Here is a 13,910-nt window from a genome sequence, read left to right on the forward strand (position 1 = left end):
ATAATTGTGAAGCAGATCTTACTCCTCTAACAGTTCCTCCCATGATGCGTAGGTTGCTGTCAATTCCTGCTTGCGTGCGTCAAGTTGTGCCTGAATATCCTGAAGCGCCGTGTAATCCTGATAAACCTCTGGCAGAGTCATTTGCTCCTCCAGCCCGGTAATTTGTTCTTCCAGCTCTTTGATTTGATTTTCCAGTGTCTCCAGCTTGCGCTGTCGACTGCGTTCCTCGCTCTTGGCTTGTTTGTCTGCGGCATAGGCTGCTGCACCTGTTTTGGGTGTTGTCTCGACCGTTGCGGATACAGACGATGCTTTGCTGCCTGTTGCCTGACTGGCCTCCAGAGCTTCTTGCGCAATTTCCGCCAGCTCCTGCTTTTTGTCTACATAGTCATCATAATTCCCCAGGAAATGTTCTATTCCTCCAGGATGAAGCTCAATGACACGTTCCGCCATTTTGTTAAGGAAATAACGGTCATGGGAGATGAACAGCAGCGTGCCGTCATAGTCGATTAGGGCAGCCTCCAGCACTTCTCTACTGAACAGGTCGAGATGGTTGGTAGGCTCATCGAGAATCAGCACATTGGCTTCGCGCAGCATCAGCTTGGCGAGAGAGACGCGAGCCTTTTCACCGCCGCTTAAAGTAGCTACCTTTTTCAGTACATCGTCACCACTGAACAGGAAGTTACCCAGCACTGTGCGAATTCGTGCCTCCTCCATATGGGGGTACTCGCTCCATAGCTCCTCCAGCACCGTATTGGCCGGGTTCAGGTTCGTTTGCTCCTGATCATACAGGCCGATTTTGATTTTTGTGCCCCAGTGAATCGACCCGGCAGCAGGCTTTAACGTTCCGGTCAGGCATTTGAGCAACGTCGATTTTCCAATTCCGTTCGGACCAATCAGCGCAACGGTATCGCCGCGTTTTAAGTCGAAGGATGCATGCTGAAATAACGGTTTCTTACCTTCATAGGCCACGGAGAGGTCGCGTACCTCCAGTACTTCCTTCCCTGACATATAAGCTGTTTCAAAGGAAAAATGGGCTTTTTTCAGATCCCCCATCGGCCGATCCATTCGATCCATTTTATCCAGCTGCTTGCGGCGGCTCTGGGCGCGTTTGGTCGTGGAAGCCCGTACGATATTGCGTTGTACGAATGCCTCCAGACGGGCAATTTCCCCTTGCTGCTTCTCATAGTGCTTGAGATTGGTTTCGTACTCGGCAGCTTTCAGCTCCATATATCGACTGTAGTTACCTGTATACCGGGTCGAACGATGACGCTCGATTTCAATAATGGTGGTCACCAGTCTGTCGAGAAAATAACGATCATGGGATACGACCAGCAACGAGCCAGAATAGCCGCGCAAATAATCTTCCAGCCAGGTCAGCGTTTGAATGTCCAGATAGTTGGTCGGCTCATCCAGCATGAGTACGTCAGGGGCGAGCAGCAGGATGCGGGCCAGCGCGAGACGTGTTTTCTGTCCACCGCTCAGTGTGGATACAGGCGTTTCCGGTGCAAACGAGCCAAAGCCCATACCATGAAGCACGCTGCGAATACGGGTCTCCATTTCATAGCCGCCGTGATCCTTGAACCAGTCCGACCTTCTCGCATATCTTTCCAGCAGATCTGCATAGCGCTTCTCGTTCTGCGCATTGGCGGGGTCGGCGATTTCCTGCTCCAACTGCCGCAGTTCCCGCTCGGCTTCGATCAGTGGAGTGAATACAAGCATCATTTCTGCCCAGATGGATCGGTCGGAGTTCAAGCCGCTGTTTTGTGCCAAATAACCAATGCTGGTCTCCTTCGCCTTGAAAATTTGTCCACCGTCATATGATAGTTCTCCAGCGATGATTTTGAGCAATGTCGATTTGCCCGCGCCGTTCACACCTACCAGTCCAATGCGTTCACGTTCCAATATTTGAAGGTTAATCCCGTCCAGAACGGGCTCAATTCCGTAGGATTTCGTAATTCCAGTTACTTGCAATAGCATCGCGTATCGTTCCTCCATTACATTATGCACAGTTTTCCCCGCTTCCTCCGCAGGGTGTCTTCCTTCCAGTTTACATGAAAATACCCACTAATGCACTGCTATCACCCTGTAAACCCTTGAGCCGCGTGTAGTCAATTTGTATAAACAATGATAAACTTAAACGAGAACTGAAAAAAAATGAAAAAAGCTTGCAAGGTACAAGACTTACTGACAATTGGACAAATAGTAACGTTTTAAAGCATTATCGACGATTGTGCGGGAGGACGGATATTCTTTGGATGTCTGGAGTGTGAAAAACGCGCTGCGCTTGCAGCAACGGGAGGCGCGGGACTCCATGGACCCGCTGACGCGGCAGGAGGCATCGGCTGTGGCCTGTCGGCATGCAATTGAGGCATGGGAGCAGCTTAGAATAGACAGAAACGGAGATAGGCTGACGGTATTTAGCTATCTTTCTTTTGGCAGCGAGTTTTCTACGACTCCCTTTATCGAGCATTGCTGGTCACGGGGGGACCGTGTGCTGGCTCCCAGAGTGGACCCGGTAACCCGGACCATGGAGCTGAGGCAGATGGGGCAGCACAGCGATATCGTGCCTGGCATGTGGAACATTCCTGAGCCTGCGCCCACATGCGATCAATGGGCGCCTGAAATGTGGTCGGGAATCGACTGGGTTGTCGTGCCGGGATTGGCTTTTGATCGTCATGGGGGCAGAATCGGCTACGGCGGAGGCTACTATGATCGTTTCACCGTACAGGTAGAAGCAGAGAAGCGTGCCAACGGTAATGCAGGTCCGCTTTATGTTTCGCTGTTGCTGCCGGGACAATTGCAGGAGCAGGTACCCATGGAGCCGGGGGATTTGAGGGTGGATGTGCTTTTTACCCCGGAAGGTCCCATACATTGCGATATTGCAAAATCAGAAAAAACAAACGATGAATGAAGCGAAGTCGGCATGTGAAAGGAGCTGTGAGGGAGTCGTGGATTCCTTTACTCATTTTAACGAACAGGGACGAGCTCGTATGGTGGATATTTCGGGCAAAGCGTCCACGGTTCGTACAGCAGTCGCCGTGTCGCGGATTACGATGAATCCGGCTACACTCACGGCTGTGAAAGAGGGTAGGATCGGCAAGGGCGATGTTCTTGCTGTGGCCCAGGTCGCCGGGATTCAAGGCGCGAAAAAAACGTCGGACTGGATTCCGATGTGCCATCCGCTGGCCCTGACGGGCGTGAATATTACGTTTTCCGATAATGGACATGATGTGCTTCATATTGAAGCCGAAGTGAAGACTGAGGGCAAGACAGGTGTGGAAATGGAAGCTTTGACAGCGGCTTCAGCCGCAGCGTTAACCGTGTATGATATGTGCAAGGCGCTGCAAAAAGATATGATCATCGGCCCTACCATGCTGCAATCGAAAACAGGTGGCAAGCATGGGGATTTCCAAAGGGAGGACCACCGGGAACCTTGACATAGACAACATGTCGCCGAGAGGGTACTGTGATGTAGTGGAGAATGCAGCGTAGCTGTTTCTGATTTTCAGAAGAGAAAGTATTCTTTCATGATAGGAGAAGGGTGATCTTATGGTGTGGAAAACGGCGATCCTGACAGCCAGTGATAAAGGGGCGAGGGGAGAGCGTGAGGATACAAGCGCACAGGTCATCCGGGAACTCATCGAAGAAGAGCTGGGCGGAGAGATTGTGGAGTACCGGATCGTTCCCGATGAACCGGATGAAATTATTGCGGCTTTAATCGAAATGACCGATTATTTTCATGCAGACCTGGTGCTGACGACGGGCGGAACCGAGCTGGCAATCCGTGATGTGACACCCGAGGCGACTCGGCGGGTCGTGGAACGGGAAGTGCCCGGCATGGCGGAAGCGATGCGTATGATTGTGATGCAGAAAAATCCGGCGGCCATGCTTTTTCGTGGAATCGTAGGGATCCGGGGGCGTACGCTGATCGTGAATTTGCCGGGAACGCCCAAGGGCGTGCATGAAAATTTGGCGGCTATTATGGATCAATTGCCAGAGGCGCTTCTTATGGTGACAGGCCAGTTCCGGTAGAAGGCAGCACGTCGAGTGTGGTATGATATCCGTAAGAATTTACATGACTGTATGCGGGCTAACTATACAAGAAACATACAACGGACAAGTAGGGTACCCATGGTTGTTTCTGCGTCTGTATACCAGATGCTGTTTCTTGTTTTTAGTTTTTGCCCGTCAACATAAGGAGGATAACGCTCATGCCTAATATCGGAGCACCGGGTTATATTTTGTTAATTATTCTGGCGCTGCTGCTATTCGGTCCGAACAAGCTGCCTGAGCTGGGTCGCGCTGTGGGGCGTACATTCCGTGAGTTTAAAAACGGAGCACGTGACATTTTGTCTGAAGACCAGCGGACTGAACGCAAAGACAGTAAGGATAGTACGGCCAAAGCATCCCAGACGACGGCTTCAGAAGTGCAGCCCCAGCCGGAGGATAAACGGTTATCTTAGGTTAGTTTCATTTTTGATGCCTTTTACAATTTCAAGAAGAGCCTCTTCTCCAGGGAAGGGCTTTATTTTTTAGGAGGCGCAGCTGCGTCCGATCCAGAAAGGAGGAGCGAGTTTGACCCCACCAGAGCATGAAATGCCGCTCATGGAGCATCTGGGCGAGCTACGTCGTAGAATCATTTATGTGCTGATTGTATTTGTTCTGGCACTGGCTGGTGGTTTATTCGCCGCAGGTCCTGTCTATGACTGGCTTATTCGCTCCGGTTCGGCGCAGGCTTTTCAGCTGAATGCATTTTCCTTCTGGGACGGAATAGGCATCTATATGAAGATCGCCATGCTGATCGGAATTGCGGTTGCACTGCCGTTTGCATGCTACCAGCTGTGGAAGTTTGTTAGTCCAGGCTTGCGACCGCAAGAACGGAATGCGACTTTGCGGTATGTGCCTTATGTGCTGCTGCTGTTTGTGATTGGTGCAGCTTTTGCCTATTTTATTGTTTTCCCGATGGCGATTCAGTTTACGTCGTCTGTCACCAAAAGTATGGGACTGCATGAAACGTATGGCATCGCCCAATATTTCACCTTCATGTTTAATATTGTGCTGCCTGTGGCTCTGTTGTTTGAATTGCCGCTACTCATCATGTTCCTGACGGGAATTCGGGTACTCACTCCGATGAGGCTTCGCAAATGGCGGAAAATTTCTTATTTTTTGCTTGTCTTTGTCGCTGTCGTCATAACTCCCCCGGATTTTATCTCCGACTTCCTGGTGGCGATCCCGTTACTGGTGCTGTATGAAGTGAGTGTGTATATGTCGGCAGTGGTGTACCGCAGGCAACTGCGTGCAGACGAAGAACGGGAGGCACAACTGCGTGTAGCACCGGAGCGGTAACAGGTAGAACCCGAATTTCCGTGCAAAACGGTATCTTAGGGTTCTGGAGCTACATGGCAACTTGCAGACCATGAAGATCAGGGATTGACAGATCATAACCATTTGTAGATCATGAAAAGCAGCAGCTTAGCTGTCTTGAAAACAGATCATAAAAAATAGCAGCATAGCTGCCCTAAAAATAACCATTAGCCTGAGGTAACGGTTATTTTTAGGACAGATGGATATAATCGAGAAGGGCCGTCCATAAAAATTCCCATAAAAAATACATCAGGGACTTGAAATTCAATCTCAAGTTGAGTATCATAAAGTTGGTTGTTAGCACTGACGAGTGTCGAGTGCTAATACATACAACATAACAACCGTATAACGGAATAAAACACTTAATAAGGAGGCTATTTTTTCATGATCAAACCTTTGGGTGAACGCGTATTGGTGGAAGCAATTGAGCAAGAACAAACGACTTCCTTCGGAATCGTACTTCCTGACTCTGCTAAGGAAAAGCCGCAAGAAGGCAAAATTATCGCGGTTGGCGCAGGCGCATTGAAAGACGGTGCCCGCATTCCTCTGGAAGTAAAAGAAGGCGACCGTGTAATCTTCTCTAAATACGCTGGAACGGAAATCAAATATGAAGGTAAAGAATATTTGATTATGAAAGAAAGCGATATCCACGCGATCATTGGTTAACCGGAATCCGGACAAGACCTGAATATAGGAATCGAACAAATCATTCATAATCCATGGGAGGTTTATCGCAAATGGCAAAAGACATTAAATTTAGTGAAGACGCTCGTCGCTCCATGCTTCGTGGGGTAGATGCATTGGCTAACGCTGTTAAAGTAACACTCGGACCGAAAGGCCGTAACGTTGTTCTGGAGAAAAAATTCGGTAGCCCGCTCATCACAAATGACGGTGTAACGATTGCAAAAGAAATCGAGCTGGAAGACGCTTTCGAAAACATGGGCGCTCAACTGGTTAAAGAAGTAGCAACCAAAACCAACGATGTAGCTGGTGACGGTACGACAACCGCTACTGTTTTGGCTCAAGCCCTCATCACAGAAGGTTTGAAAAACGTAACTGCTGGTGCAAGCCCGATCGGTATCCGTAAAGGGATCGACAAAGCGGTTAAAGCAGCTGTTGCTGAACTGCAAGCGATCTCCAAGCCAATCGAAAGCAAACAATCCATTGCACAAGTAGCTGGTATTTCCGCTGCTGACGACGAAGTAGGCGAACTGATCGCTGAAGCTATGGAAAAAGTGGGTAAAGACGGTGTTATCACTGTTGAAGAATCCCGCGGTTTTGCAACTGAGCTGGAAGTGGTTGAAGGTATGCAGTTCGACCGTGGCTACATTTCCCCGTACATGATTACAGATACGGACAAAATGGAAGCTGTGCTGGACAATCCATATATCCTGATCACAGACAAAAAAATCACGAATACACAAGAAATTTTGCCTTTGCTTGAGAAAATCGTACAACAAGGCAAGCCGCTCGTGCTGATCGCTGAAGACATCGAAGGCGAAGCGCTGGCTATGCTCGTTGTTAACAAACTGCGTGGTACATTCAACGCTGTAGCTGTTAAAGCTCCAGGCTTTGGTGACCGTCGCAAAGCAATGCTGCAAGATATCGCTGCCCTGACAGGTGGTCAAGTGATCACGGAAGAACTGGGTCTGGACCTGAAAACTGCTTCCGTAGATCAACTGGGTACAGCACGTCAAGTGCGTATCACGAAGGAAAATACGATTGTGGTTGACGGCGCTGGTAACAAAGCCGACATCGACGCTCGTGTTAGCCAAATCCGTACACAACTGGAAGAAACGACTTCCGAGTTCGACAAAGAGAAACTGCAAGAGCGTCTGGCTAAATTGTCCGGCGGTGTAGCAGTTATCAAAGTCGGTGCGGCTACTGAAACAGAATTGAAAGAACGCAAACTGCGCATCGAAGATGCCCTGAACGCAACCCGTGCTGCGGTTGAAGAAGGTATCGTATCCGGTGGTGGTGTAGCGCTCCTGAACGTATACAGCGCTGTTGCAGCCGTTGAACTGCAAGGCGACGAGCAAACAGGCGTGAACATCGTATTGCGCGCTCTGGAAGCTCCAATCCGCACGATCGCTGCTAACGCGGGTGAAGAAGGCTCCGTAATCGTTGAGCGTCTGAAACGCGAAAAAGTTGGCGTAGGCTTTAACGCAGCTACTGGCGACTGGGTAAACATGATCGACGCTGGTATCGTTGACCCTGCAAAAGTAACTCGTTACGCACTGCAAAACGCTGCTTCCGTAGCAGCTATGTTCCTGACTACCGAAGCGGTTATCGCTGACAAACCAGAACCTGCAGGCGCTGCTGGCGTTCCTGACATGGGCGGTATGGGTGGAATGGGCGGAATGATGTAACAAAGGGCCTGAGAACCCTGTAATACCGCTATTTATAAGGCTCCCGAGAGGGAGCCTTTTTCTATAAAATCACATAAAAATCACATTTCTTGCAAAACCATCTCAGATTTTTCGCTCATGTTGTGGAAATTGAAGTTCAATATATCTGCGAAGTGTATTCGTATTTTTTCATTCGCATCTTTTCTCATTTTCTGCGTAACGTGAGTATAAATTCTCAAGGTGGTCTCGGGGTCATCATGACCGGCTCTTTGCATGATTGTTTTTAGATCTACTCCAGCTTCAGCGAGCATGCTGATGTGCGTGTGCCTGAATATGTGAGGGGTGGCTTCTTTTTTAATTGATGTTTTTTTGAGTAGCCTCTCCATTCGTATTATGACGTTCTTTTGAATGAATGGGTATCCATTGTCTCGACAGAATACGAAGTTTGCATCATGAAAATCCGAAATGAGCTTTTTAGCTTCGCCCATGATTTCATTTTGTCTCTCTTGAAGATTCTTAAGCAAATTGATTACACTCTCATCTATATGGATGGTCCGAACTGAACCTTTAGTTTTTGGAGTAACTAGATCGTAGAGTTTCATGTTGTTCCGTTCGTTATATAACGTTTTGGTTATACGGATTTGATTTGTATCGAAATTTATATCTGGCCATTTTAAAGCACATAATTCCCCAGAACGCATCCCAGAAAAAGCAAGTAAGTAAAACCTTTCTAAATCCATTGGCAAACCGTATTGATAAGCCGCTTCAAGAAATTCAGTTAGTTCATTTTTCTCTAAATACTCATCCTCAATAGAAGTATTCTCAAGTTCCTCTACAGTTAAGACTTTCTCGGGGATAATAGCGCCGGTACATGGATTGTCATTTCGCATCTTATGTTTTATTGCATATTTCATGATCATATTTGCCGTGACATGTACACCTTCTATCGTTGTCCGAGCATATTCTTTGTCGTCTAAATCATTCAGAGCGTTTTGGTATTGTCGATGTGTAAATTTATCAATGATTGTTTTAGCAAAATATTTTAACAGTATTTTTATTTCTTTCTCTCTTACTCTTACTGTACCGCGTTTGATCTTTCTTTTGGAATATGTTATCAACCACTCCCAGGCAACCTCTTCAAATGTGAGCTTTTTTACTTTTTTAGTATCTATTCCATCTTTTAGCTTTTTGAGCACAGCATCTGCACGGTCAAATGCTTCCTTCTTAGTATCGCCGCGGCGTGGGATTTGTCGACGTTTGCCTGTTACAGGGTCAGGCGGACCATCTATGGTACAAATCCATTTATAACCCTGTTTGTTGTTTGCTTTGATTTTGGTGTATGATGCGATGATGATCAACCCCTATCAGTACAAAAGTTCGTTATTCCAATCCTCATAAATGTTCTCTGCTTGGAACATAAATAATGGCACTAGTACACTATCAGTCTTTAAATTGTGGATATAACCGTTTTAGTTTTATCTGGGCATCAGCCGTTGAAAATTGCCAGTCTACACCCTTTTGAGATTCATTTCGTGTACGTCCCCACGCGCTGAGTTCGCTAGCCAATTCGGAGATGGATGGGATTCGGCGCCCTAAACATTGTCGTGTCATGACGCTAAGTTCAATTTCAGCTATATTCAGCCAGCTTCCGTGTTTCGGTGTATAGTGAATCTCCAAACGCTTTGCTAAACGACGAGCGGTTTCGGGCTCAAACGCTTGATACAGCGAAGCAATCGAGTGCGTATTCAGGTTATCCATCACCAAGCGGATTTTGGGTACTTCTTTGTAGTGGACATCCAGCAGTTCCTGAATCTGCTGTGCCCATTCCACTCGTGTACGCTGAGGGCGTACATCTACCTGTCGCCACCCGGCTAACGGTTCGGTGAAAATAAAAATGCTGCACGTCCCCTGTCTTACGTATTCCGCATCCCGGCGCTCTGGTTTCGCAGGTTTCATCGGAATGGGGTCTCGGGCATCATTCAGTAGTTGATAGGGTTTCTCATCCATGCAGATCACGGGACATGAAGCATCGTAAGGAAGTCGGTAGACCTCCAACACATCCTCCATCGCCGCTACAAATGCTGCGTTCTTCTCTGGTGGAATACACCAGCACTTACGAAGATGCGGCTTGAGTTCGTTTTTTTAAAATACGATCCACCGTGTCGTAGGAAAGGCTGTCGATGTACTTCAGTTCCACGGCTTTGTCCGCCAAAAGACGTAGCGACCAGCGGCTTCTTCCTTCCGGGGGTTCGCTACAACTCAGGGCAATGATTTGAGCTTCGAGCTCACCCGTTATTTTGGGTGGATTGGGCGGGGTCAACCGTTTTTTTCTTTCGATTGCAGCGTGTAGCCCTTGCTGCGCAAACATTTTACGTACCAGATGCACGGTATTGGTATGCACTTGAAGTTGCTTGGCGATCTCCAGATCCTTCATCTTGCCAATCGGATACTGTTCATCTGCCCAAAGTAGAATCTGAGCACGCCGGATGGAGCGGGCAGTGGCTTTGCCTTTCGAAACCAGAGATTGTAAGGTTTTTCGTTCCGTTTCCGTTAACTCTACGCGATACCTTTGGTTTTTCATTGTCATTACCTCTTTTGGGTTTTGACTCTATTCTACCATTTTCATTTACTTTTTTAAAACTGATAGTGTACTAGCGGTGAAGTCATACCTAGCCCAAATGACATTAATGTTACCCAGCGACTTGTGGAGGCAGGGAAGATTATCGGTATTACCATGCTGGACCACGTAGTTGTTGGTCGCGACGGATGGCTATCCATGAAAGAGCAGGGGATGATGTGATGTCGGCTAAGGAACGATTCCTACACTCACTTCTCAATAAACCGACTAAGGAGCGTTGGATCGCCGAAGTGATGCTTAGTGCATCATCGGAGGTGCTGAAGACTATAACGTTGAATCTGATTAAACGTGTGAAGTAGAGGAGCGCTTGCTGCTCTTTACTATTTTATAGGGTGGGTGACTTATGAAGGAGAAGTCTATATATTTGTCCACTTTGCGAAGTAAATGATCTTGAGGTACCAGTTCTTCCAGGGAAACCAACTCAAAGGATTGTTGTTTCGAGAAGATCGCAGCATACCAACACCGTCCGTTCCATGAAATAGTTACCTATATTATATAACATTAACGCGGTGTCGTATTAAACAAAATTAGCATAAAAAGCTGTCGAAAGACTTTCTCGACAGCCTGAAAAGACCTGTCCGAAAAGTGGTATTCCAGCCCGACAACTCAAAAAAGAAAACCCCAAGATGCCGTAATATCAGCATTCTTGGGGTTTTACTTTTGTAGAAAATGATTGGGAAATGGACTTTCTGGACAGCCCCTTCATTGCTTGGACTCCTCTAAATCTGTATGGACAATTATCTTAAGAATATACATCCGCATATACATATTTAGGAACATTTGAAACTAGGAGGGGATATTATGGCTTGGCGTACTTTTGGATCCTTTAACTATCCGGATAGGTTTATCCGTCATCGAAACTTTCTTGGGGAACTCGACCCAATCCATATGAATAGCAGTGATTCAGGTAAAATGGATGCTACGTTTAATTTGGAGTGGATTGATGAAAGCCGAAACTTAGCAAGACTTCGTTCCTACAACTTCCCAAATCACTTCTTAAGACATCAAGGTTTTCGAATTAAGCTTTATCCGGACAATCCGGCAGACCCACTAATGCAGGCAGACTCAACTTTTATCGTAGAACAGGGACTTGCATATCCATACGGCTGGGAGTTTATATCTTTTCGTGCAATCAATCTTCCTCCTAGGCACTACATTCGTCATCGGAATTTTCACCTTTACGTCGATTTTATCCCTCAAAACGACCAATTAGCCCTTAAGGATTCCACGTTTCGGATAACGGCGAAACCAGCGATTATGTGGCGGTAATATATTAGCTGATGTTACTTACTTATATAATACGGCGGATTGTCAAACCAAGTGCGACAGTTCCTCTGAAAAAGATTCGTAAGCGGAGACAGTAACCATGTACCTTGTTTTATAAAATTTGGATGTTACCCATGGGTCGAAAAAGAAGGCAACTCTGGATGTCATGCATTTGGATTCGATGAGCCTACAGAACCACAAGTTGCATGGTTACTAGCTAATCTTGACCGTATGACGGATGTTCAAAGGAGTTCGGTATTGCGAAACTTGGAATCGTGGGATGTTGATCTTACGGAGGTGTCAGATGAATGGAAGTATACCAGCTAACACACGCGCAACTTAACATAGCGTTCGAAGTGCTTCAGGGCGCGAAGGAGGATCGTCACCGTAAAAGCAATGTGCTTAAAGGCACATACTCCGTCCCACCAAGAGATTATGCAACTGATCCTGGCGATTCTCTGACGATACAAGGAGTGGCGATAGCAAAGGATGCTGTTAAGTACATTGATAATCTGCATTACGTCAAATTCGGCCACCACGGATGGGAGGGCGAGACAGAGTATAAGCAGATTGCTGCAATGCTCAACGCCAGCCCACAAGAGCGAGCTATGGCGGCACACCTGACTTTGAAGGAATCATTATAAGTACATGAAACAAGCGAGAGGGATACACACTCTGTTCTACTGTAAGATTTTCATTAGGAGAAAACCGGTTATAAGGTGACATTTCTCCAGTACAACAAAAGTATCTATAAAAGCATTGACATGTTATCTCATTCAATGTACCATATAATTGGAATATATAACAATTTTTTGGGTGGTGATTCCACAAATAACAAATTACATGTATGGCGTCCTTTGTTGCATAAATGCAGGTGATGCGCGAAAAGTCGGCTGGTGTGGTATTTATCTGTATAGTCCTGTCATAGTAGATGAACACTCAGTTTTTTTCGTTTAAGGAGCAGCTTCTCGATCTCGGAATTAGATGTTTCCCGCACATGGCGTCTTCAAAAACCGTTTTTGCGAGTGATAAGAGGCTCACAATCTATCGGAAAAAGAGGCGATATTCATGTTGAACATACAGAAAGAAGGTTTGGCCATACGCGGAGCCAAACCCGTCAGGGAAAAGTGGCTGCCTTACGGCAGGCAGTGGATCGACGACGCGGATGTACAGAGTGTCGTCGACGTTTTAAAAAGCGATTTTCTTTCCTCAGGCCCTAAAATTCCCGAGTTTGAAAAAGGCATGGCTGAGGAGACCGGAACTAAATACGCCGTTGCCTTTTCCAGCGGCACCGCTGCGCTGCATGCTGCTTGTTTTGCCGCAGGGATCGAAAGCGATAGCGAGGTGATTACGACTCCCCTAACCTTTGCAGCCAGCAGCAACTGCGTGTTGTATATGGGAGGAAAACCAGTCTTCGCTGATATTCACCCCGAAACCTTCAACATGGAACCACAAGCCATTCTCAAGCAAATCAGCTTACACACAAAAGCCCTAATTATTGTCGATTATGCCGGACAGCCGGCACCATATGACGAGATTACCGACATGGCTTCGGCCCACGGGCTCGTCACCATTCGGGATGCGGCTCATTCCATCGGTTCGATTTATAAAGACCGACGAGTGGGAATGTCGACAGATATGACGATTTTCAGCTTTCACCCTGTCAAGCATATTACAACAGGTGAGGGAGGGGCCGTCGTCACCGATAAGAAAGAACTATATCGGAAATTGCTGATGTTCAGAAACCATGGGATTACACGAGACGCCCAAGAGCTGCAGCGTCAAGATTTGCCCAAATGGTACTATGAAATGCAAATTCTCGGCTACAATTACCGGATTACTGATATTCAGGCGGCTTTAGGAACAAGCCAACTGCAAAAGCTTGATCAATTTGTGGACAGGCGGCGTGAATTGGCCTCCTTGTATAACGAGGCATTTCGGCAGATGCCGGGATTGGCTTTCCAGCGTCAGGCGGAAGGGACTTCCTCCAGCTGGCACCTGTACCCTCTGCGTTGGGAAAGAGATTATTTTACAGCAGGTCGGGATGACATCTTTCAAGCCTTGCAGGCAGAAAATATTGGCGTTAATTTACACTACACCCCGGTTTATTTGCACCCCTACTATCAATCGTTGGGCTATAGACGAGGCCTATGTCCGAACGCAGAAGCGTTATACGATGAAATTGTCACCATTCCTTTATATCCGCTGATGACAGATCACGATCTGCAAGACGTCGTGGATGCTGTGACCAAAGTATATAACTATTATTTGAAATAACCGTTTTTCATGCCTGG

The 13,910-nt window shown here is 47.0% G+C and carries 15 protein-coding genes; 12 read left to right on the plus strand and 3 right to left on the minus strand.

Features of this window, described 5'->3' with window-relative positions:
* Positions 1 to 18: 18 nt before the first annotated feature.
* The gene (locus tag ABH897_RS11190) at positions 19 to 1,977 is read right to left on the minus strand and encodes an ABC-F family ATP-binding cassette domain-containing protein (protein ID WP_283655007.1); all 1,959 of its coding nucleotides are present in this window, start codon (positions 1,975 to 1,977) and stop codon (positions 19 to 21) included.
* A 274-nt stretch (positions 1,978 to 2,251) separates the two neighbouring features.
* Here ABH897_RS11190 and ABH897_RS11195 point away from each other — a divergent pair, with 274 nt between their 5' ends.
* The 7 genes from ABH897_RS11195 to groL all read left to right on the plus strand — a co-directional run bounded on the left by ABH897_RS11195 (position 2,252) and on the right by groL (position 7,733).
* A complete protein-coding gene (locus ABH897_RS11195; RefSeq protein ID WP_404520262.1) occupies positions 2,252 to 2,911 on the plus strand; it encodes a 5-formyltetrahydrofolate cyclo-ligase in 660 nt (219 codons plus the stop codon).
* Between the two features lie 37 nt (positions 2,912 to 2,948).
* Entirely contained in the window at positions 2,949 to 3,437 is a 489-nt protein-coding gene (gene moaC, locus ABH897_RS11200) for a cyclic pyranopterin monophosphate synthase MoaC (protein ID WP_137061965.1), read from the plus strand.
* A 112-nt stretch (positions 3,438 to 3,549) separates the two neighbouring features.
* Positions 3,550 to 4,032: a MogA/MoaB family molybdenum cofactor biosynthesis protein gene (locus tag ABH897_RS11205; protein WP_013309212.1), complete on the plus strand. Its 483-nt coding sequence runs from the start codon at positions 3,550 to 3,552 to the stop codon at positions 4,030 to 4,032.
* 179 nt (positions 4,033 to 4,211) lie between these two features.
* A complete protein-coding gene (locus ABH897_RS11210; RefSeq protein ID WP_283655009.1) occupies positions 4,212 to 4,463 on the plus strand; it encodes a twin-arginine translocase TatA/TatE family subunit in 252 nt (83 codons plus the stop codon).
* A gap of 112 nt (positions 4,464 to 4,575) precedes the next feature.
* Positions 4,576 to 5,346: a twin-arginine translocase subunit TatC gene (tatC, locus tag ABH897_RS11215; protein WP_404520259.1), complete on the plus strand. Its 771-nt coding sequence runs from the start codon at positions 4,576 to 4,578 to the stop codon at positions 5,344 to 5,346.
* A 402-nt stretch (positions 5,347 to 5,748) separates the two neighbouring features.
* Positions 5,749 to 6,030: a co-chaperone GroES gene (groES, locus tag ABH897_RS11220; RefSeq protein WP_025685233.1), complete on the plus strand. Its 282-nt coding sequence runs from the start codon at positions 5,749 to 5,751 to the stop codon at positions 6,028 to 6,030.
* A gap of 71 nt (positions 6,031 to 6,101) precedes the next feature.
* On the plus strand, positions 6,102 to 7,733 hold the full coding sequence (gene groL, locus ABH897_RS11225; RefSeq protein ID WP_044647879.1) for a chaperonin GroEL: 1,632 nt from the start codon (positions 6,102 to 6,104) through the stop codon (positions 7,731 to 7,733).
* Positions 7,734 to 7,813: 80 nt separating this feature from the next.
* On the opposite strand, the gene ABH897_RS11230 is transcribed toward groL, so the two are convergent.
* Entirely contained in the window at positions 7,814 to 9,061 is a 1,248-nt protein-coding gene (locus tag ABH897_RS11230) for a tyrosine-type recombinase/integrase (protein ID WP_404592143.1), read from the minus strand.
* A 91-nt stretch (positions 9,062 to 9,152) separates the two neighbouring features.
* A protein-coding gene (locus ABH897_RS11235) for an IS630 family transposase (RefSeq protein WP_404591918.1) occupies positions 9,153 to 10,293 on the minus strand; the annotation gives its coding sequence in 2 pieces (ribosomal slippage) (positions 9,153 to 9,855 and positions 9,854 to 10,293; 1,143 coding nt in all).
* Between the two features lie 123 nt (positions 10,294 to 10,416).
* On the opposite strand from ABH897_RS11235, the gene ABH897_RS11240 reads away from it, so the two are divergent.
* The 5 genes from ABH897_RS11240 to pseC all read left to right on the plus strand — a co-directional run bounded on the left by ABH897_RS11240 (position 10,417) and on the right by pseC (position 13,893).
* Positions 10,417 to 10,512 (plus strand): JAB domain-containing protein, encoded by a 96-nt coding sequence (locus ABH897_RS11240; RefSeq protein WP_404591920.1) that lies wholly within the window; start codon positions 10,417 to 10,419, stop codon positions 10,510 to 10,512.
* Positions 10,479 to 10,649, plus strand: a complete 171-nt coding sequence (locus tag ABH897_RS11245) for a hypothetical protein (protein ID WP_404592155.1) — start codon at positions 10,479 to 10,481, stop codon at positions 10,647 to 10,649. The genes ABH897_RS11240 and ABH897_RS11245 overlap by 34 nt, the downstream gene beginning before the upstream one ends.
* A 502-nt stretch (positions 10,650 to 11,151) precedes the next feature.
* Positions 11,152 to 11,619 (plus strand): AbfB domain-containing protein, encoded by a 468-nt coding sequence (locus tag ABH897_RS11250; protein WP_404591922.1) that lies wholly within the window; start codon positions 11,152 to 11,154, stop codon positions 11,617 to 11,619.
* 305 nt (positions 11,620 to 11,924) lie between these two features.
* Positions 11,925 to 12,260 (plus strand): hypothetical protein, encoded by a 336-nt coding sequence (locus ABH897_RS11255; RefSeq protein ID WP_404591924.1) that lies wholly within the window; start codon positions 11,925 to 11,927, stop codon positions 12,258 to 12,260.
* Between the two features lie 424 nt (positions 12,261 to 12,684).
* On the plus strand, positions 12,685 to 13,893 hold the full coding sequence (gene pseC, locus ABH897_RS11260; RefSeq protein WP_404591926.1) for a UDP-4-amino-4,6-dideoxy-N-acetyl-beta-L-altrosamine transaminase: 1,209 nt from the start codon (positions 12,685 to 12,687) through the stop codon (positions 13,891 to 13,893).
* The last annotated feature ends 17 nt before the right edge of the window (positions 13,894 to 13,910 follow it).

It is taken from the genome of Paenibacillus sp. RC73 (assembly GCF_044908085.1).
GTDB lineage: Bacteria > Bacillota > Bacilli > Paenibacillales > Paenibacillaceae > Paenibacillus > Paenibacillus terrae_A.

Bases quoted from the DNA above. Each gene is read 5' to 3' on its own strand.
- ABH897_RS11190 (WP_283655007.1), bottom strand. From the start codon at position 1,977: ATGCTATTGCAAGTAACTGGAATTACGAAATCCTACGGAATTGAGCCC.
- ABH897_RS11205 (WP_013309212.1), top strand. From the start codon at position 3,550: ATGGTGTGGAAAACGGCGATCCTGACAGCCAGTGATAAAGGGGCGAGG.
- ABH897_RS11210 (WP_283655009.1), top strand. From the start codon at position 4,212: ATGCCTAATATCGGAGCACCGGGTTATATTTTGTTAATTATTCTGGCG.
- groES (WP_025685233.1), top strand. From the start codon at position 5,749: ATGATCAAACCTTTGGGTGAACGCGTATTGGTGGAAGCAATTGAGCAA.
- groL (WP_044647879.1), top strand. From the start codon at position 6,102: ATGGCAAAAGACATTAAATTTAGTGAAGACGCTCGTCGCTCCATGCTT.
- ABH897_RS11245 (WP_404592155.1), top strand. From the start codon at position 10,479: ATGGCTATCCATGAAAGAGCAGGGGATGATGTGATGTCGGCTAAGGAA.
- ABH897_RS11250 (WP_404591922.1), top strand. From the start codon at position 11,152: ATGGCTTGGCGTACTTTTGGATCCTTTAACTATCCGGATAGGTTTATC.
- ABH897_RS11255 (WP_404591924.1), top strand. From the start codon at position 11,925: ATGGAAGTATACCAGCTAACACACGCGCAACTTAACATAGCGTTCGAA.
- pseC (WP_404591926.1), top strand. From the start codon at position 12,685: ATGTTGAACATACAGAAAGAAGGTTTGGCCATACGCGGAGCCAAACCC.